Source organism: Kitasatospora sp. NPDC007106, from assembly GCF_040634455.1.
Classification (GTDB): domain Bacteria; phylum Actinomycetota; class Actinomycetes; order Streptomycetales; family Streptomycetaceae; genus Kitasatospora; species Kitasatospora arboriphila.
Genome location: NZ_JBEYFP010000020.1, coordinates 18,110 through 36,623 on the forward strand (window position 1 = coordinate 18,110; position 18,514 = coordinate 36,623).

The window sequence follows — 18,514 nt, forward strand, 5'->3', positions numbered from 1 at the left end:
CAGGCCACGACGGCGGACGGCCGCCGCTCCACAGGTCGGAGCAGCGGCCGGCGGGGCGGCGGGACGGAGACAGGGCGGCGCCCTCCGGCCCCGTGCTCCGGAGGGTGCCGCCGTGTTCCGCGGCCTGCGTGCGGGCGGACGGGCGCCGCGCGCGGTCGCGGGGTCGGTCAGCCGGTGTAGGCGCCGAAGGCGCGGGTGAAGGCGAGCGGCTGCTGGTCGATGCTGCTGCAGGTGGCGTCGGCGAAGGCCTTGGCGCCGCCGGGGCAGGCCTTGTCGCGGGTGCCGGACCACATGGCCAGCCAGGCGAGGTGCTTGGTCTTGGCGAACTCGGCGAGCTGGGTGGCGTCGGCGACGGTGAAGACCTCGCTGGCGACGTCGTTGACGCCGATCATCGGGGTGACGGCGGTCTTGGCCCAGGCGGCGCTGTCGGAGAGGCCGAGGACGCCCTTGATCTGGGCCTGGGTGGCGGTGGCGGCGTCGATGGCGAACTTGCCCATGCGGCCCTGCGGGTTGGGGGCGGCGCCGTCGCCGTAGTCCATCGCCATGATGTTGACCGCGCCGACCTGCACGCCGTTGTCCTTGGCGTTGGAGACCAGGTTGATGCCGTCCTGGGTCAGGCCGCTGGGCAGGGCCGGCAGGGTGAAGGAGACGTCCAGGGCCTTGCCCTTGCCGGCGGCGGTGCGCTGGAGCTGGGCGATCGCCTGGGCGCGCCGGGTGTTGGCGGCGGTGTTGGCGAGGGCGCCGCCCTCGACGTCGAAGTCGACCTTGGTGAGGCCGTAGGCGTCGACGGCCTTCTGGTAGGCGGCGGCGAGCTCGCCGGCGGAGGAGCAGGCGGTGGCGAGCTCGCTGCCGTTGGCGCCGCCGAAGGAGACCCGGACGTCGCCGCCGGCCGCGCGGAGCGCGCCGATCTGGGCGGCCACCGCGTCGGTGTTGAGGTCGCTGACGCCGCCCCACTTCGGGGTGCAGCCGCCGCCGGAGACGACGAAGGCGAGGGTGTAGTGCTTCACGCCGGTGGCCTTGGCGGTGCCGACCAGGTCGAACGCCGGGTAGAGCGAGGTGTCGACGTAGGGGGCGAAGCGGCCGCCGCCGGGGGTGCCGGTGCTGGTGGGGGTCGGCGAGGCGGTGGTCTTCGTCGCGGTGGGGGTCGGGGTGGCGGTCGGCTTGGTGGTGCTGCCGGTGGGGCTGGGGGTCGGCTTCGGGGTGGCGGTGGTGGGCCGGCCGGAGGGGGTGGGGGCGGGGCCGGTGCTGCAGGACACGTCGTTGATCAGGCAGTGGCCGGGCTCGGCCTGGGCGCCGCCGGAGCCCTGGACGACGAAGCCGACGTCGACGGTGCGGCCGGCCTCGATCCGCTTGTTCCAGGACTCGGGCTTCACGGTGACGTGCTGGCCGGAGGCGGTGTAGCTGGCGTTCCACAGCGAGGAGATCTTGGCGCCGGCCGGCAGGTCGAAGCTGAGCGTCCAGCCGTCGATCGCGGCGGAGGTGGAGTTGCTGACCACGTACTGGCCGGTGTAGCCGCTGTCCCAGGTGCTGGTGCGGCTGTACACGGCGCCGAGCGAGGCGGCGCTGGCGGACGAGGCGAGGGCGGCCACGCCGCCCGCGACGAGCACGGTGGCGATCGCGGAGGCCCCGAGGACGGCGCCCTTGCGGCTGCGACGGCGGTGGCCCTGGCGTCGGACGGGCTGGCTCGGCATGTCGGGTACCTCCGCTGAGAGGGGTCGGGCCGGGTCCTGGCCGACCCGGGCGCCGCCGACGCTACCGGCCCGTAAACCCCGTGAAACCGCTGCTCAGGAAGGGGTGAGCCTCTCTTAGGGAGCTCTTAAGGCCAGGGCCCCGGCCTCGTGGGGCGCGGCCGGGCCCCACGGCCCGACAGGCCACGGCACACCCGCGGTCCGCTACTCGACCCCGGCGGTGCGGCGGCGGCCGGGCCGTACCCGCCGCCGCCGGCCGGCCCGCGGGGTGTCGCCGGACGGGCGGGTCTGCAGGCGCAGCCGGATCTCGGCGCCGCCGAGGCCGGCGGACCGGCCGAGGGCGAGGTCGCCGCCGGTGGCCTCGGTGAGCTTGCGGACGATGTCCAGGCCGAGGCCGGTGGAGCCCTCGCCGCCGTGGCCGGAGCCCCGTTCGATGGCGGCCTCGGGGTCGGTGAAGCCCGGTCCGGCGTCGCCGACCAGCACGATGACGGAGCTCTCGGTGGCGAGCACGTCGACGGAGAAGGCGGTGCCCATGGCGGTGTGCCGGAAGACGTTGCCGAGCAGGGCGTCGACGGCGGCGGCGAGGTCGCCGCGCTGCACGGGGACGTGGACGGGTGCGTCGGCGCCGGCGAGCTGCCAGGGCCGGCCCTCGTCCTCGGCGAGCGCGGACCAGAAGCCGACCCGTTCGCGGATCACCTCGGCGGCGTCGCAGCCGAGTTGGACGGCGGGGGTCTCGTCGCGGCCGCGCCGGGCGGAGCGGATGATCTGGTCGACCTCGCGTTCCAGCTGGGCGACCGCGTGCCGGGTGGCGTCGGCGGCGTCGCCGTTGCCGAGCGAGGCGGCGTTGAGCCGCAGCACGGTGAGCGGGGTGCGCAGCCGGTGCGAGAGGTCGGCGGCCAGTTCGCGTTCGGCGGCGAGCAGGTGGACGACCCGGTCGGCCATCGCGTTGAAGGCGTGGCCGGCCTCGCGGAGTTCCTCGGGGGCGCCCTTGGCGCGGGCGTCGTCGACGGGCACCCGGACGGCGAGGTTGCCGGCGCCGAGCGAGCGGGCGGCGCCGGCGAGGCGGCGGGCGGAGCCGACGATCCGGGCGCCGAGCCGGTCGGCGACCAGGACGGCGATCGCGACCAGGGCGAGGGCGACGAGCGAGAGCACCAGCCAGGCGGTGCCGACGCCGCGGCTGAGGTCGGCCTCGGCGACGTACACCTCGACGACGGCGATCCGGCCGCCCTCGACGGCGACCGGCTGGAGCAGGGCGAAGCCGCCGGCGACCCGGACGGTGAAGGCCCGTCCGCTGCCGTCGCTGCGGTCCCCGCCCGCGGTGGCGAGGTCGGCGGCGGCGGCCCGGCCCTCGCCGACGAGGCCGCCGGAGGGCAGGTGGACGGCGATCCGGTCGTGCGCTCCGGCGTCGGTGGAGGCGACGGCGCGGGCGATCGGGTCCTGGTCGGTGGTGATGGCGAGGGCCGGGCCGAGGGCCGCGGCCTGGCGTTCGGCGGCGGTGAAGGCGCGGTCGCTGGCGGTCTGCTGGACCATCAGCCCGAGCGGGATGAGGAAGGCCAGCGCGACCATCGTGGTGCCGGCGACGGCGGCCTTGACGAGGGCCCAGCGCAGCGAGCGGGTGAAGCGGGGTCTCGTGGCGGGTGAGGTGTCCGCGGCCGTGGCGTCCCCGCCGGTCGGCCCGGTGCCGGGGGGCGTCATGTCAGGCGGCCCACCGGGTCGGCGACCGTGCCGCTCGGGGCCTCCAGCCGCACGCCGACGCCGCGGACGGTGTGCAGGTAGCGGGGCCGGGAGGCGGTCTCGCCGAGTTTGCGGCGCAGCCAGGACAGGTGCACGTCGATGGTCTGGTCGCCGCCGTAGGTCTGGCGCCAGACCTCGGCGAGTATCTCCTTGCGCGGCACGACGACGCCGGGCCGGGCGGCGAGGAAGGCCAGCAGGTCGAACTCACGGCGGGTCAGGTCGAGCGACCGGCCGTCGAGCGCGGCCTCGCGGCGCTGCACGTCGATGGCGAGTCCGCCGACCCGGAGGACCTGCGGGGCGGGGGCGCTGCCGCCGCCGAGGCGGCGCAGCACGGCTGCCATCCGGGCCGTCAGGTGCTCGGGCGAGAACGGCTTGACGAGGTAGTCGTCGGCGCCGGCGTTGAGCAGGCGGACGATCTCGGCCTCGTCGTCGCGGGCGGTGGAGATGATGACGGGCACGTTGGTGAGGCCGCGGATCATCTTGAGCGCTTCGCTGCCGTCGAGGTCGGGCAGGCCGAGGTCGAGGATCACCAGGTCGCAGCCGACCTGGGCGACCTCCCGCAGTGCCTCCAACGCGGTGCCCACGCTGCGCACCGCGTGGCCGGTCTCGGCGAGGTGTCGGATCAGCGCGGAGCGTACGAAGGGGTCGTCCTCGACCACGAGCACTGTTGCCATGGCCCTGCACGGTACGGCATGGGCCCCCCATTGGTCTGTACCTCGGGCGTTATGCGTTGATTGCCCGTGCTCCGGCGCGGACGTTTCACAGGGTTGCCGCAACCTTTCACAGGATTGCCGGGCCCGGGGCGCTGCGGCCGCGCGGGATGCGGCAGGATGTGCGGACGATGCGGAGCGGACTGGTACAGATCGGCGCCTGGGCGGTGGCCACCGGAGCGGCGGTGGCGCTGTCCTGGTACGGCGTGCACACGGTGCTGACCGAGGCGGGTTTCGAGCGGCCGCAGGCGGTGCCGCTGCCGTCCTCGACGACGCAGGCGGCGGCGAGCCTGCCGCCGGCGGCCTCGGCGACGGACTCGGGCGAGGAGCCGGGGTCGACCGCACCGGCCGACCCCTCGCCCTCCGCGTCCTCGGCACCGCCCTCGCCGTCGGCGGCGCCGACGCTGCCGAGTCCGATCCGGTCGGCCTCGCCGACGGTGAAGCCGCCGTCGCCGTCCTCGGTGCGCAGCTACCTGGTGCCGGGCGGCCGGGTGGCGTTGGACATCCACCCGGACCGGGCGGACCTGGTCTCGGCGACGCCGGACGCGGGCTGGCAGGTCCAGGTGTGGAACGGCGACCACTGGATGCGGATCGACTTCTCCAAGGACGACAAGGCCAACTCGGTGTTCGTCACCTGGAACGGCCACCCGCCGGACGTCCAGACCGTCGTCCGCTGACCTCCCGCCGCTCCCGCCGTCCGGCGCCTGATCAGGCGGCGGAGCCGGCGCCGGGGCGGGCGACGTATCCGGGGAGGTAGGGGCCGGTGTAGTCGGTCCGGTCGACCAGGGTGTGGCGGACGGGGCCGCCGTCGCCGACGGCGGCGAGCACGACGGTGCCGTGGCGGTCGCTCAGTTCGTGGGGTTCGGTGACGGCCGCGGCGCCGCGGTCCACGGCGTAGTCGAAGGCCCAGTGCACGTCCGGCACCCGCAGCACGACCTCCAGCACGCCCTCGCCGTGCTCGGCGAGGTGGCGGGCGAGCCTGCCGCCGGTGCCGGCGGGCGAGCTGACCACCCAGCGGGCGCCGCCGGCCTCCAGGACGTACGCGCGCAGCTGCGGGTTGCCGGTCTCCGGTCCGGTGTAGGCGGTGCAGTGCAGGCCGAGGGCGGTGCGGTAGTGGTGGGCGGCGCGGCGGGCGTCGCGGACGGCGAGGACGAGGGCGTCGGTGGCGGCGAGCGGGCCCGCCCCGGTGGGCGGTGCCCCGGGCGAGGGGCAGGGGCGGAGGGCGTAGCGGGTGTTGGCGATGTGCGCGGTCATGGCAGGGCCTCCCCGGGTCGCCCCGGGGACGGTTCGGGGGCGGAGCGGCCGCCCGCCGGGGTGTGCAGGAGGGTGGCGCGGCTCCTCGGGGCGCGCAACTGTTCCGTTTCCTCCTGGGCAAGGTGCCCCCGGGGGCCGGAGAATGGCCGCACCCACTGGACAGATTGCCCACCGGGACGACCGACCGTCGGACCGGCCGGCGGACGGAGCGGTTGTGCACTCACCCAACGACGCGATCGACGCACTCGACGGAAAGCTGATCAGGCTGCTGAGCGAGGAGCCGCGGATCGGTGTGCTGGAGTGCTCCCGGCGGCTGCAGGTGGCGCGCGGCACGGTGCAGGCCCGGCTGGACCGGCTGCAGGCACGCGGGGTGATCGGGGGTTTCGGTCCGCAGGTGGATCCGGCGGCGCTCGGCTACCCGGTGACGGCCTTCGCGACGCTGGAGATCTCGCAGGGCCAGGGCAGTGACGTGCGGGCCCATCTGGCGGCGGTGCCGGAGGTGTTGGAGCTGCACACGATCACCGGGCAGGGCGACATGCTGGTGCGGATCGTCGCGCGGTCGAACGCGGACCTGCAGCGGGTGATCGACCGGGTGGTGGGTTTCGACGGGATCGTCCGGGCGTCCACCGCGATCGCCCTGGAGAACCCGGTGCCGTACCGGATCCTGCCGTTGGTGGAGCAGGCCGCCCGGGAGTGACCCGGCGCGGCCCGGGCCGCCCGCGGAGCGGCCCCGACGCGGGGTCAGCAGCTGGGCACGGAGCCGCCGCCGTCGAGGGCGTCGAGTGCGGCGACGGCGGAGGCGAGGGTCGCCACCGGGATCAGCCGCAGGCCCTGCGGGGTGTCGACCTTGGCGTCGGAGCACTCCGAGGCGGGGACGAGGAAGACGGTGGCGCCGTCCCGGGCGGCGGCCCGGGTCTTCAGGGCGACGCCGCCGACCGCGCCGATCACGCCCTGGTCGTCGATGGTGCCGGTGCCGGCCACCACCCGGCCGCCGGTGAGGTCGCCGCCGCGGCCGTTCCCGGCGATCTTGTCGATGATGCCGAGGCTGAGCATCTGGCCGGCGCTGGGGCCGCCGATGTCGCCGAGGTCGATCTTCACGGTGACCTGGGACGGCGAGAGGTGGAGGTAGGAGAGGGCGGCGGCGGTGGCGCTGTCCTGGGACTCGGCCATCTGCTGGGCGGTCTCCTGCTCGGCCTTGCCGGGGTTGCTCTGCGGGTAGACGGCCTCGGTCGGCAGCACCGCCTCGTCCTCGCGGATCCAGGCCCGCAGGGCGTCGCGGAAGCTGATCTTCTCACCGGCGTTGGTGGCGGAGATGGTGGTGGCGAGCAGCTCGCCGCCGGTGGTCCGCACCGGGGTGCCGGTGACGGTGATGACCGGCACCCCGTTGTAGCTGCCGAGGGTGTTCGCGGTGACGCCCGGCTGGGTGAGCGTGAACGGCAGCGGCACGAACGCCGTGACCCCGAACAGCGCGAGCACCAGGACGGTGCACAGCGCCAGGGCGCGGGTCTTGGGGGCGGTCAGGGCCGTGGGCAGCTTCGCAGGAGACACATCCCGCATCGAACCACACCGGCGGTGCCGCCGGGCCCGCGGTACGGGGTCAGCGCAGCGCGTCGGCGACCTCGGTGGCGGCCTCGACGACGCGCGGGCCGACCCGCTCGGGCACCAGGCCGTTGAGCATCACGACGCCGACGCTGCCTTCGATGCCGCTGAGGCCGATCAGGGCGGCCGCGGCGCCGCTCGCGCCGGACTGCTCCTCCGCGCGGGTGATCACGAAGCCCTGGTCGGGGCGGCGCTGACTGGGGAAGCCGCGGGCCTCCAGGATGGCGCGGCCGGCGGCGCTCTCGTCGAGCGGGTGGCGCAGGCCCGTCCGGTAGGCGACGTGGAAGTCGGTCCAGCTGGGTTCGACGACGGCGACGGCGAGCGCCTCGTTGCCGTCCACCAGGGTGAGGTGGGCGGTGGCGCCGAGGTCCTCGGCGAGGCTGCGCAGGGCCGGCAGTGCGGCCTCGCGGAGCAGCGGGTGGACGCGGTGGGCGAGGCGGAGCACCCCGAGGCCGACTCTGGCCCGGCCGCCGATGTCGCGGCGGACGAGGCCGTGCTGTTCCAGGGTGGCCAGCAGCCGGTAGACGACGGTGCGGTTGACGGCGAGCCGGGCGGCGAGCTCGGTCACGGTCAGGCCGCGCTCGGAGTCGGCGAGGAGCTTGAGGACCCGGACCCCTCGGTCCAGGGTCTGGGAGGTTTCGGCAGTCACGACGCGCAAGTCCTTTCCGCGGCGGGCACCGGCGCCGGCGTGGGGCTCGGGCCGGGACGGAGGTGTCACGCGCAGGTGGGTGTCCGCGCTGGAGCAGCTGGCTCGGCGCCATCGACGAGGGCACAGCTCCGCGGTGCTCTTCTCGGGGTGGGGGTGGTCCGTCGAGCGAGCGTGGGGAGAAGGTAGTGAACTCTTCGCACGCTGCGGAAGTAGTTGTCCAAAATTCGGTCATCATCGACGCAAAGTCGAGACGCAAATACGGACATTAAGCCCACATTCCGGGCCCTGAATGGCTCAGATGTTCGATATCTGACCGGACTCCGGACACGGCGGCCCTCGGACCGGGGCGCTCAGAGCAGGTTCCGGCCGACCGTCCAGAGCGCCGCCGCGGTCAGCAGTGCGGCGACGGTGCGGGGGCCGAGGCGCAGCCGCCAGGTCCGGCCGGCCAGGCCGTGCCGCAGTCGGACGAGGTACCAGGCGGCGACGAAGGGCAGTGCGAGCAGCAGGGCGGCGTTGTCGTGCCAGGCCGCGGACAGGTCGCCGTGCAGCAGGTCCCAGGCCGCCCGGGTGCCGCCGCAGCCGGGGCACTGCAGGCCGGTGAGGCGGTGGAAGGGGCAGAAGGGCAGAGCCTGCCCGGGCAGGTGGGGGTCGCGGGTGTACAGGTACCCGGCGCCGGCGAGGGCGGCCGCGAGCAGGCCGAGGGGGCCGGCCGCCGGGTGCCGCGGGAGCGCGGCACGACGGCGGGCACCCCCGCCCGCACTGCTCGCGGGGCGGGGGTGCGGCCGGGTCCGGGCGGGGCGCACGGTCAGGCGCGCAGCGTGCGGCCCTGGGCGTCGGTGCGGGTGTCGCTGACCAGGAAGAGGATGCCGTCGATCAGGGCCCAGACGCCGAGACCGCCGCAGGTGAGCAGCTGGGCGACACCCATACCGACGTGGCCGGTGTAGAAGCGGCCGATGCCGAAGCCGCCGAGGAAGATCTGCAGGAGGCCTGCGACGACCTTGGACTTGTCGGACAGCTCGGGGTTCTGGGCGGTGTACGCCACGGGGTGACTCCTCGTTCGGTGCGCGGCCGGCCCGCCGTGCGGGACGGCCGGGTCTCGGCATGTGGGACGGGGCGCCGGTCCGTCACCTCGTGGAGGTCCGTACCGGAGCCGGGCACGCGGAAGATTAACGGATCGTATGACCGCGTGTCTCCACACTTTCTTTGCCAAGTCGGGAGACTCTGCCCGGGCCCCCGTCACCCCGAACGGGCGTCAGCCCTTCGCCCACTCCCGGATCTTCGCGATCCGCGCCTTCAACTGGTTCGCCGTGGCCTGCGCGGTCAGCGGTCCGCCGCACTGCCGACGCAGCTCGTTGTGGACGGTGCCGTGCGGCTGGTTGGTGCGGTGGTGCCAGGCGGCGACCAGCGCGTTCAGCTCCTTGCGCAGCTCGCGCAGCTCCTGATGGGTCACCACCGGCCGCTGCTCGGCGGGCAGTTCGACCAGGTCGGCCTCCTCGGCCGGCTTGGCCTTGGAGCGCTGGATCTGCCGGTGCTGGCGCTTCTGCAGCAGCATCTGCACCTGGTCCGGCTCCAGCAGGCCCGGGATGCCGAGGTAGTCCTCCTCCTCCTCGCTGCCCGGGTGCGCCTGCATGCCGAACTCCATGGCGTTGTACAGCACCCGGTCGAAGACCGCGTCGCTGCCGAGCGCCTCGTAGGAGAACTCCTCGCCGCCGGCGTCCGGCCCGTCGTTGGCCTTCTCGGCCTCGGCGAGCAGCCGGTCCTCCTCGTCGAAGAGTCCCTCGCCCTCCTTCTTCGGCCGGTCGAGGACGTGGTCGCGCTGCAGCTCCATCTCGTTGGCGAAGCCGAGCAGCATCGGGATGGTCGGCAGGAAGACGGAGGCCGTCTCGCCGCGCTTGCGGGCCCGCACGAAGCGGCCGACGGCCTGCGCGAAGAACAGCGGGGTGGAGATCGAGGTGGCGTACACGCCGACGCACAGCCGGGGCACGTCGACGCCCTCGGACACCATGCGGACGGCCACCATCCAGCGCGAGGTGCCGGCCGAGTAGTCGGAGATCCGCTTGGAGGCCTCCGCCTCGTCGGAGAGGACGAGGGTGACCTTCTCGCCGCTGATCTCGCGCAGCAGCTTGGCGTAGGCGCGGGCCACGTTCTGGTCGGTGGCGATGACCAGGCCGCCGGCGTCCGGGATCGCCTTGCGCACCTCGGTGAGCCGCCGGTCGGCGGCCTGCAGCACGCTGGGGATCCACTCGCCCTGCGGGGAGAGCGCGGTGCGCCAGGCCTGGGCGATCAGGTCCTTGGTCATCGGCTCGCCGAGCCGGGCCTCCAGCTCGTCACCGGCCTTGGTGCGCCAGCGCATGTTGCCGCTGTACGAGAGGAAGATCACCGGGCGGACGACATGGTCGGCCAGCGCGTGCCCGTAGCCGTAGGTGTAGTCCGCGACGGACTTGCGCAGGCCGTCGGTGTCCGCCTCGTACGCCACGAACGGGATCGGGTTGGTGTCCGAGCGGAACGGCGTACCGGTGAGCGCGAGCCGCCGGGTGGCGGGCTCGAAGGCCTCGAAGCAGGCCTCGCCCCAGGACTTCGAGTCACCGGCGTGGTGGATCTCGTCCATGATGACGAGGGTCTTGCGGGCCTCCGTGCGGTTGCGGTGCAGCATCGGGTTGACCCCGACGCCCGCGTAGGTCACGACGATGCCCTGGTAGTCCTTGGAGAGCGGGCCCGAGGAGTACGCCGGGTCCAGCCGGATGCCTATCCGGGCCGCGGCCTCCGCCCACTGCTTCTTCAGGTGCTCGGTCGGCGCGACGACCGTCACCTGCTGCACCAGGTGGTTGTGCAGCAGGTAGGAGGCGAGGGTCAGGGCGAAGGTGGTCTTTCCCGCGCCCGGGGTGGCGACCGCGAGGAAGTCGCGCGGCTGCTTCTCGATGTACGTGTCGAGCGCACCCTGCTGCCAGGCCCGGAGCTTGCCGGCCGTGCCCCAGGGGGCACGGCCGGGGAAGGCCGGCGACAGGTGGTGCGAGGCGTTCGACGTGCCGGCCGGGCGGACGGGCGCGTGCGACGAGGCAACGTCGGAGAACAGCGGCGACATCGGGGAGGCGGCGGCGGTACTCACGGGCTCCGGAGGGGATCGTCGCAGGTCAGGGCGGTCTTTGCGGCCCCAGCCCGCTGTCGGGCGGTGGTCGGACAACCAGCCCAGCCTACCGGGCCGCGCCGGTTCGCCCGCTCAGGCTCGACCCTCGTGCAGCGCCCGCAGCCGCTCCGCGATCACCCCGACGTCGGTGGTTTCGCCGGCCGCCACGGCCACCACCAGCTCGTACGCCGCGTCCTGGTCGACACCGGCCATGTCGGTGCCCGCGAGGTCCAGCAGGACGACCGCGCCCATCCACGCGGTCCGCTTGTTGCCGTCCACCAGGGGGTGGTTCGAGGCCACCGCGTGCAGCAGTGCGGCGGCCTTCTCGAAGACGCCCGGGTAGACCTCCACCCCGAACATCCCGGCGGACGGCCGGTGCGCGGCGGAGTCCAGCAGGCCGGGCTCGCGGAGCTCGGCCGGACGGCCCCGGCAGGCGAAGGCGGCGAGCTCCAGCAGCTCGGCGGTCTCCAGGCGGTTCACTCCCCCAGCCTCCTCAGCAGTTCGGCGTGGCACTCGGCGTACTTGGCGCCCAGGCGCCGGATCTCGGCCCGCCGCAGGTCGGCCTCGCGGCGCTCCTCCTGCGGCCCCCGGGCGTGCTGCGGACGGCCGCCGCCCTCGGGCGGCCGGCCGGTGGTCTGCTCGGTCATGCGCCGGGACGCTACCGGCGGCGCGGCCCGGACCGGTACCGGATTTCGGCGCCGGGTCCCGGCCCGCCGGGTCGGCCGGCCGGTGCGGGTGACCGGGCTCACAGCCCCCGCCCGGTAAGGACGGTCCGCCGTCCCGCTCTCCCCTCCCGACGGGCCGCACCCCGGCCGTCACAGAATCCACACACGTCACACGTTCCGCCCGCGAACTTCGGGGCAGGACGACACCGGGAGGAACCGCCATGACAGCTGCGCCCATCGTCGTCGAACAGGTCGTCCAGGCCCGCCTCTACGTCACCACCCACCGCACCGCCGTGCTCCGGGTGGCCCTGCGCTACCGGTCCGACGACCCGCTGGCCGTCCGGATGGCCTTCCCCGCCGAGTTCTCCCTGGACGGCACGCCGCTGCCCGAGGCCCCGCCGGAGGTCGAGTGGGTCTTCGCCCGGTGGCTGCTGGCCGCCGGCCTGGACGCCCCGAGCGGCATGGGCGACGTGCACCTGCGGCCCGCCGCGTCCGGGCGCACCATGCTGGAGCTGCGCTCCGCCGAGGGCGTGGCCCTGCTCCAGTTCGACGGCGCCCAGCTGCGGCACTTCCTCGCGGAGACCCTCCTCGCCGTCCCGGAGGGCGACGAGGCCCTGCTGCTGGACGCCGACCGCGCGCTCGCCGAGCTCCTCGGCTGACGGCGGGCCCCGGGCGCCTCAGGCGGAGAGCTTGCGCATCAGCCGCACCCCCTGCCCCGGGGTCATGTGCGGCAGGTACGCCTTGCCGATCGCCCGGGTGATCGCGGGCAGCGCCGCCGGGTCGGGGTAGACCATGTACATGGGCCGGTACTCGGGCTGGAACTTCGCCTTGAAGGCGAGCAGCGAACGGAAGCCGTACACCGGCTCCAGCGCCTTGCCCATCCAGTCGAGCATCCGCTGCAGGGCGGTCGGCGGCTCGCCGCCGCGGTCGGCGCGGGCCAGCGGCGCCCCGGAGAGGCTGAGGAACTGCGCGCCCTCCTCCTTGAAGCCGAGCGCGGCCGAGGCGATCAGGAACTCCATCACCCCGCGGAAGCCCTCCGCGCGGCGGCGCATGAAGTCCAGCGTCCAGCCGACCGGCTGCCCGGCCCCGTAGACCGGCATCCAGCTGGTCAGCCCGTGCACGGTGCGGTCGCCGTCCACCGCGACGAGCATCCGCACCGCCGGGTCGTCGAGCTCGGCCAGCCCGCCCAGGGTGAAGCCCATCTCGGGCAGGCCCTTGTCGGAGACCCACTCCTCGGAGATCGAGCGGATCTGGTCGCGGATGCCGATCGGCGCCTCCTGGTAGGTCCACCACTCGGCGGTGATGCCCTGCTTGCCGGCCTTGTTCAGCGAGGTCCGGATGTCCTGCCACTTCTTGCCGGTGAAGGCCAGGTCGGGCAGCGGCACCACGGTGTCCTCGGCGACCTGCAGCGAGCGCCAGCCGAGCTGCTCGGCGGCCTGCCGCGCGTCCGCGGAGACGCTGTAGAAGCACGGCGTCCAGCCCCGGGTGTCGCAGTAGCGGGCGAAGCCGGCGACCGCCCGCCGCCGGGCCTCCGGCTCGCCGAACGGGTCCCCGGTGGTGAGCGCCACGGTGGCGATCACCCGGTACGGCACCGCGGCCCGGCCGTCCCCGTCGAACCAGTAGTGGTTACCGTCCCAGGTGGAGATGAAGGAGAGCGTCGAGCCGCCGTACTCGGTGAGCAGCGCGCGGGCCCGGGCCGCGTCCTCGGCGTCCGCGTGCACCACCGGGCGGCGGAAGGCCACCAGCAGCGCGGTCAGCGCCACCGCCCAGAACACCAGCCCGACCGCGATCTCCAGGGCCTGCGCGCCGCCGCCGGCGGCGATCGGCCGGTCCGGCAGCAGTTCGTCGTAGGCGGGCGGCAGCAGCACCGAGGGCAGGCCTGCCGCCAGCCCCGCGGCCGTGGCGTCCGGCTCGTACTGGTCGCGGATCAGCCAGCCGATGCCGACGTACGCGGCGCAGCAGACCGCCAGGGCGCCGCCGACGACGGCGGCCAGCCGGTCGCGCACCCGCGGCGCCGTCCGCTGGTCGAAGCTGCGCCGGGTGACGGCCTGCAGCACCAGCATCGCCACGGGCAGCAGCAGCGCCTCGCCGACGAGCTCGAATAGCAGCCCGGTGCCGCCGTCCGCGGCGAAGTCGTCGTAGTTGATCGCCAGCAGCCAGCCGAGCACCCCGACCCAGGCGAGCTCGGTGAGCACCGTGAGCCACCAGGCGAGCCGCAGTCCGCGGCGCAGGCCCTCGGCGAGGACGAGCAGCAGGACGGGCACCAGGGCGGCCATCAGCCGGCCCGGGGAGTCGAAGTAGCGGACGGCGGAGTGGGCGTGCGCGCAGGCCCTGGCCGACCCGGCGCAGGCGTCGGCGACCTCCGCCGAGGACGGGACGTGCGAGAAGTACAGGTCGGCGAGGGTGTTGAAGGGGCCGATGGCGTCCCGGTAGAGGGAGGCGACCAGCGGCCCGAGCGCGGTGGCGGCGAGGGTGAGCGCCACCAGCACCCGGGTCTCGGTGTGCGAGGCGCGGTGCGGGCGGTGTCCGCGGTGGCGGTGCGCCAGGGTGCCGGCGGCCAGCCCGGCGAGCACCGCGGCGACCCGCTGGACGCCCTGCAGGTGCCCGACGTAGAGCATCAGCACCAGCGGCACCAGGACGACCACCAGCCGCAGCCGGCGCCGCCAGAGCGCGGTCAGCCGGAAGCTGACGACCGCGCCGAGGGCGAACACGCCGATGGTCGGGCCGACGGCGATCTGGTCCTGGATCGCCTTCGTCCAGCCGAGGTCGGCGGAGACGCCGAGCCGGACGGCGGCGGTGCCGAGCAGGGTGCCGGCGATCTGCCCGCCGAGCAGCACGGCCGCCGCGGCGGCGGTGCCGAGCCGCAGTTCGGCGAACGGCCCGAAGACCGCCAGCAGCAGCGTGGTGACCACGTACGAGCCGATGCCGGAGCACCAGAACAGCGAGCTCACCGGTGTCCACCAGTGGCCGTCGGCGAGGCTCGGGATGCCGACGCCGACGTACGGCAGCAGGGAGTCGGACGGCCCGGTGCCGAGGCTGCGGGTGGCCGCGCCGACCACCCACAGGACGGCGATCAGGGCGAGGGTGAGCGGGGCCCGGCGCAGTTGGGCGAGGGCGGCCGCGGCGAGCCGGGCGGGGCGGCTGCCGTACTCGGGCTCCGGCCGGGCGGGCGCCCGGTCGGTGTCCGCGGTGGTGCGGTCGGTCATGTGATCAGTCCCGTCTGCTGGGCGAGCCAGGTCACGTTGTCGGCGAGTCCGGCGCGGAAGGTGTTCCAGTCGTGGCCGCCCGGAACGGTCATGGAGCGGGCCTTCATCCCGGCTGCGACGGCCGCGGCGTGCACCGTGCGCTGCTGCGGCCCGTACTCGCCGTCCTCGTCACCGACCACGAAGGTCGCCGCGGTGTCGGGGAACCGCTCGCGGGCCATCACGTGCAGCGGGTCGACGGCGTCGAAGGCGGCCTCGTCGCCGCCGAAGGCGCGCTGCACGGTCTGCTGGTGGCTGCCGAGGGTGGGTTCGCGCTGGCCGGAGATGTCGAGGAAGGTGCCGTACACCCGCGGGGCGTTGACGGCGAGCTGGAGGGCGCAGGTGCCGCCGAGCGAGAGCCCGCCGATCGCCCACGAGCGGCGGCCCTGCGCGGTCTGCAGGTGGCGGCGGGTCCAGTCGGGGACGTCCTCGGCGAGGTAGGTCTGGGCGCGGGCGATCCGGGAGTCCATGCACAGGCTGTTGCCCCAGGTGGAGCCGGTCTGGTCGACCATCAGCACGATCGGCGCGAGGCCGCCGTGCGCGGCGGCGAAGTCGTTCATGGTGGTCTCCAGCTGCCCGGAGGAGACCCAGTCGGAGGGGCTGCCGGGCTGGCCGGCCATCAGCACCAGCACCGGCAGCAGCGGTCGGGGGCTGGCCCGGTAGGCGGGCGGCAGCCAGACGTAGGCGTCGCGGGCCTCGAACCCGGACTTCGCGCCGGGGATCGGCGTCCTGGCGAGGGTGCCGCGGGCGGGCAGGCCGGGCGGCGGGTGCCAGACCTGCGCGAGGGCTCCGCCGGGCGGGGCGGCGACGGTGTGCGGGTCCCGGCCGGTGGGCAGCGCCTCGGTGGCCGGGGCGAGCATCGCGCGGAGCGTGCCGTACTCGTCGTAGAAGCGGTTGACCTGGGAGGCGGCCATGACGCCGACCAGCAGGGCGGCGACCGGGACGAGCACCTTGCCGGCGGTGCGCGGCGGCACGGTCGGCACGAAGCGGGCGACGGCGAGGGCGAGGCCGAGCAGGGCGAGCGCGATCCAGGCGGTGACCTCGTCGGGCAGCCCGCCGGCGAACGGCTGCCACCAGCTGTTGACGGTCAGGGCGGTGAGCACGCCGCCGGCGGCCGCGGCGAGGACGGCGGCGGGCAGCCGCAGCGGCCACCAGCGCGGCGCGGGGACCAGGACGAGCAGCAGCAGCGCGGCGCTGCCGGCGACCAGCAGGGCGTAGGGGACGACGCCGGTGGTGATCGGCCAGTCGAGCGGGTTCCAGGAGGCGAGGCTGCGGTCCACGGTCTGCTCCCCCTGCCGGTCAGGCCGTGGCGGCGCGGACGAGGTGGGCGTAGACCACCACGTTGCCGTCGTAGCCGTGCTGCCTGGTGAAGCCGCCGCCGCAGGTGATCAGCCGCAGCTGGGCGTTGGGCGAGGCGCCGTAGACCTTCCGGTCGGGGAAGTCCTTCTTCGGGTAGACCTCCACGCCGTCGACGGCGAAGTGGGCGGTGGTGCGGTCGGCGCGGACGACCTCCACCTGGTCGCCGCGGTGCAGGGTGCCGAGCCGGTAGAAGACGGCCGGGCCGTCGGCGGTGTCGACGTGGCCGGCCAGCACGGCGGTGCCGCTCTCGCCGGGGGCGGTGCCGGCCGCGTACCAGCCGGCCAGGTTGTCGTCGTCCTCGGGCGGCGGCTGCAGCCGGCCGTCGTCGTCGAGGGCGAGGCCGGTGACGGGCGCGTCGATGCCGGCGCTGCGGATCCGGATCCTGGTCGGCGCGGAACGGGGCATCGGCGGGGCGACGGCCATGGGCAGCCCGAGGGCGTCGACGCCCTGTTCGGCGGTGGGCAGCGGGGGCAGGATGCCGCCGCCGTGCAGCATCCAGGCACCGAGCACCAGGGCGGCGCCGGCCGCCAGCGTGCCCGGCCAGGGGCTCCTGCGCTGTCCGCCCAACCCGTGCTCCCGTCCGCCGGTCCGCCCTGCGCGGCCCGTCTCAAGTGAAGGGCCGTCAGCCGACCGGGACATCCGCCGCTGCCCCGCCCGGGTGAGGCCCGTTCCGGCGGCGGCGCACGGCGGGCAGCCGCGGGCGGGTGACGAAGCCCTCGGCCATCGCGTTGGCCAGGCCGATCGCGAACAGCTCGGTGGACTTCTCGTAGAGCAGGTAGCGCGGCTGCCAGTCGGGCCGGTACTTGGCGTTGGCCCGGTACAGCGACTCCAGCTGCCACCAGCGGGAGAGGAAGCGCAGGACGGCCCGCCACAGCCGCAGCACCGGCCCGGCGCCGAGCCGGCCGCCCTCCTCGAAGACCGCCCGGAACATGGCGAAGTTCAGCGAGACCCGGGCGACCTGCAGCTCGCCGGCGGCGCCGCGCAGCAGCAGCTCGGTGACCATGAACTCGACCAGGCCGTTGTCGGACTCCCGGTCACGGCGCATCAGGTCCAGGGAGAGCCCGTGCCCGCCCCAGGGGACGAAGCTGAGCAGGGCGCAGGTGCGGTCGTTCTCGTCCCGGCACTCGATCATCAGGCAGTCGCCGTCGGCGGGGTCGCCGAGCCGGCCGAGCGCCATCGAGAAGCCGCGTTCGGTGCGGCCGTGCCGCCAGGCGTCGGCGAGCCGGATCAGGTCGGCCATCTCCCCGTCGGGGATGTCGCGGTGATGGCGGACGACGGCGCGGTACCCGGCCTTGCGGACCCGGCTGTGCGCCTGCCGCAGCGGCCGCATGGCGCGGCCCTCCAGGGTGAAGCCGGCCGTCTCGACGACCGCCTCGTCGCCGAACTCCAGGGCGCGCAGCCCGGCGACCCGGGTGTAGGCGGTGGCGGCGGCCTCCCCGGCGCCGGTGACGGCCGGGATCCAGCCCTGCTCGCGCAGCCGGCGGTGCCAGACCTCGATCGCCTGCGGCCAGGCCTCCGGGTCGCCGATCGGGTCGCCGGAGGCGAGGGCGACGCCGTTGACCACCCGGTGCAGCACGGCGGCCTTGCCGGACGGGGACCAGCAGACCGCCTTGTCGGGGCGGAGAGCGAAGTAGCCGAGCGAGTCGCGGGCGCCGTGCCGGGCGAGCAGGTCGCGCAGCCGCTGCTCGTCCTCGGGCTGCTGCGCGACGTGGCCGCGCGGGGAGCGGAACAGCACCCGCAGGGCGATCAGCAGCAGCGCGGCGCCGAACAGGTTGATCCCGAGGTCGACCCAGCCGGGCACGTCCACGTCGGCGACCTGGACGACCCCGGAGAGGGTGAGCAGGCGCAGCAGCACGTACAGCGAGGCGTCGCCCCAGTCGGGCGGGGTGTCGGGGTAGGTGGCGCGGACGACCGCGGCGCCGAGCACGGTCAGCAGGGCCCCGCCGGCCACCAGGACGACGGCGGCCAGCACCACGTTGCCCCGGGTGCCGCGGGCGGTGAAGACGGGCCGGCCGATCAGCAGCGCGACGAGCAGGGCCACGGTGATCAGGGCGGAGATCCAGTTGAAGGGGTGCTCGCTGTAGTCGACGTAGGCGAGCGCCCAGCCGAACAGCGCGGTGTAGATCGCCACCAGGACGGTGGTGACCGTCCAGGCGGCCCGCTTGCGGCGGCGGAGCATGACGGCGAGCAGCCCGGCGAAGAGCGCGCCGGTGAAGCCGGAGGCGACCAGGACGGGCGTGAAGAAGTCCCCGCGGTTGGCCCGCTGGACCTGCTGGCGAAAGGGCTCGATCAGCCCGGCGACCAGGTTGAGCAGCGCGACCACCCGGACGTACCACTCGGCGCCGGCGGCGAACCGGCGGCGCCAGACGGGCACCGACGGGGCGGGCCCGCGCCCGGCCCCGGAGGCGGCCGCCCCGCCGCGGTCGCGGTCGGCCGCCGGGGCCTTCGGCCCGGGCTCCGGGGCCGGTGCCCGGGCCGGCTCCGGGCGGG

The 18,514-nt window shown here is 75.0% G+C and carries 18 protein-coding genes; 3 read left to right on the plus strand and 15 right to left on the minus strand.

Annotated features, from left to right (window positions below):
• Window positions 1-167: 167 nt before the first annotated feature.
• From ABZ641_RS04365 to ABZ641_RS04375, 3 genes are all read right to left on the minus strand, one after another.
• The gene (locus ABZ641_RS04365; RefSeq protein ID WP_344623440.1) at window positions 168-1,691 is read right to left on the minus strand and encodes a cellulose binding domain-containing protein; all 1,524 of its coding nucleotides are present in this window, start codon (window positions 1,689-1,691) and stop codon (window positions 168-170) included.
• 201 nt (window positions 1,692-1,892) lie between these two features.
• Window positions 1,893-3,296, minus strand: a complete 1,404-nt coding sequence (locus tag ABZ641_RS04370; protein ID WP_359979097.1) for a HAMP domain-containing sensor histidine kinase — start codon at window positions 3,294-3,296, stop codon at window positions 1,893-1,895.
• A gap of 83 nt (window positions 3,297-3,379) precedes the next feature.
• Complete coding sequence (locus ABZ641_RS04375) at window positions 3,380-4,096, minus strand: response regulator transcription factor (protein WP_344623439.1); 717 nt, start codon at window positions 4,094-4,096, stop codon at window positions 3,380-3,382.
• A gap of 167 nt (window positions 4,097-4,263) precedes the next feature.
• Between ABZ641_RS04375 and ABZ641_RS04380 the strand changes: the two genes are divergently transcribed.
• On the plus strand, window positions 4,264-4,809 hold the full coding sequence (locus ABZ641_RS04380) for a hypothetical protein (RefSeq protein ID WP_344623438.1): 546 nt from the start codon (window positions 4,264-4,266) through the stop codon (window positions 4,807-4,809).
• 31 nt (window positions 4,810-4,840) lie between these two features.
• Here the strand turns inward: ABZ641_RS04380 and ABZ641_RS04385 are convergent, their stop codons facing one another.
• On the minus strand, window positions 4,841-5,386 hold the full coding sequence (locus ABZ641_RS04385; protein ID WP_359979076.1) for a VOC family protein: 546 nt from the start codon (window positions 5,384-5,386) through the stop codon (window positions 4,841-4,843).
• A gap of 214 nt (window positions 5,387-5,600) precedes the next feature.
• Between ABZ641_RS04385 and ABZ641_RS04390 the strand changes: the two genes are divergently transcribed.
• Window positions 5,601-6,083, plus strand: coding sequence for an Lrp/AsnC family transcriptional regulator (locus ABZ641_RS04390; protein ID WP_263105176.1), 483 nt, complete (start codon window positions 5,601-5,603; stop codon window positions 6,081-6,083).
• 44 nt (window positions 6,084-6,127) lie between these two features.
• Here the strand turns inward: ABZ641_RS04390 and ABZ641_RS04395 are convergent, their stop codons facing one another.
• The 7 genes from ABZ641_RS04395 to ABZ641_RS04425 all read right to left on the minus strand — a co-directional run bounded on the left by ABZ641_RS04395 (window position 6,128) and on the right by ABZ641_RS04425 (window position 11,405).
• A complete protein-coding gene (locus ABZ641_RS04395; RefSeq protein WP_344623464.1) occupies window positions 6,128-6,919 on the minus strand; it encodes a hypothetical protein in 792 nt (263 codons plus the stop codon).
• A 64-nt stretch (window positions 6,920-6,983) separates the two neighbouring features.
• Window positions 6,984-7,634 carry a helix-turn-helix domain-containing protein gene (locus ABZ641_RS04400; RefSeq protein WP_344623436.1) on the minus strand — a complete coding sequence of 217 codons (651 nt, stop codon included), beginning with the start codon at window positions 7,632-7,634 and terminating at the stop codon, window positions 6,984-6,986.
• Window positions 7,635-7,984: 350 nt separating this feature from the next.
• Window positions 7,985-8,329, minus strand: coding sequence for a DUF2752 domain-containing protein (locus ABZ641_RS04405; RefSeq protein ID WP_344623463.1), 345 nt, complete (start codon window positions 8,327-8,329; stop codon window positions 7,985-7,987).
• A gap of 110 nt (window positions 8,330-8,439) precedes the next feature.
• Window positions 8,440-8,676, minus strand: a complete 237-nt coding sequence (locus tag ABZ641_RS04410) for a TM2 domain-containing protein (RefSeq protein ID WP_030271923.1) — start codon at window positions 8,674-8,676, stop codon at window positions 8,440-8,442.
• A 210-nt stretch (window positions 8,677-8,886) separates the two neighbouring features.
• Window positions 8,887-10,716: a DEAD/DEAH box helicase gene (locus tag ABZ641_RS04415; protein ID WP_359979101.1), complete on the minus strand. Its 1,830-nt coding sequence runs from the start codon at window positions 10,714-10,716 to the stop codon at window positions 8,887-8,889.
• Window positions 10,717-10,851: 135 nt separating this feature from the next.
• Window positions 10,852-11,238 (minus strand): type II toxin-antitoxin system death-on-curing family toxin, encoded by a 387-nt coding sequence (locus ABZ641_RS04420; RefSeq protein ID WP_344623435.1) that lies wholly within the window; start codon window positions 11,236-11,238, stop codon window positions 10,852-10,854.
• Complete coding sequence (locus ABZ641_RS04425) at window positions 11,235-11,405, minus strand: CopG family transcriptional regulator (protein ID WP_344623434.1); 171 nt, start codon at window positions 11,403-11,405, stop codon at window positions 11,235-11,237. Before ABZ641_RS04425 ends, ABZ641_RS04420 begins: the two co-directional genes overlap by 4 nt.
• Window positions 11,406-11,644: 239 nt before the next feature.
• Between ABZ641_RS04425 and ABZ641_RS04430 the strand changes: the two genes are divergently transcribed.
• On the plus strand, window positions 11,645-12,082 hold the full coding sequence (locus ABZ641_RS04430; protein ID WP_344623433.1) for an SsgA family sporulation/cell division regulator: 438 nt from the start codon (window positions 11,645-11,647) through the stop codon (window positions 12,080-12,082).
• 18 nt (window positions 12,083-12,100) lie between these two features.
• On the opposite strand, the gene ABZ641_RS04435 is transcribed toward ABZ641_RS04430, so the two are convergent.
• The 4 genes from ABZ641_RS04435 to ABZ641_RS04450 all read right to left on the minus strand — a co-directional run.
• Window positions 12,101-14,629: a DUF2156 domain-containing protein gene (locus tag ABZ641_RS04435; protein ID WP_359979082.1), complete on the minus strand. Its 2,529-nt coding sequence runs from the start codon at window positions 14,627-14,629 to the stop codon at window positions 12,101-12,103.
• Window positions 14,626-15,945, minus strand: a complete 1,320-nt coding sequence (locus tag ABZ641_RS04440) for an alpha/beta hydrolase-fold protein (RefSeq protein WP_359979085.1) — start codon at window positions 15,943-15,945, stop codon at window positions 14,626-14,628. Before ABZ641_RS04440 ends, ABZ641_RS04435 begins: the two co-directional genes overlap by 4 nt.
• A 19-nt stretch (window positions 15,946-15,964) precedes the next feature.
• Window positions 15,965-16,591, minus strand: coding sequence for a class F sortase (locus tag ABZ641_RS04445; RefSeq protein WP_359979088.1), 627 nt, complete (start codon window positions 16,589-16,591; stop codon window positions 15,965-15,967).
• Between the two features lie 55 nt (window positions 16,592-16,646).
• On the minus strand, window positions 16,647-18,514 hold a 1,868-nt coding region (locus ABZ641_RS04450), incomplete at its 5' end, for a phosphatidylglycerol lysyltransferase domain-containing protein (protein ID WP_359979091.1).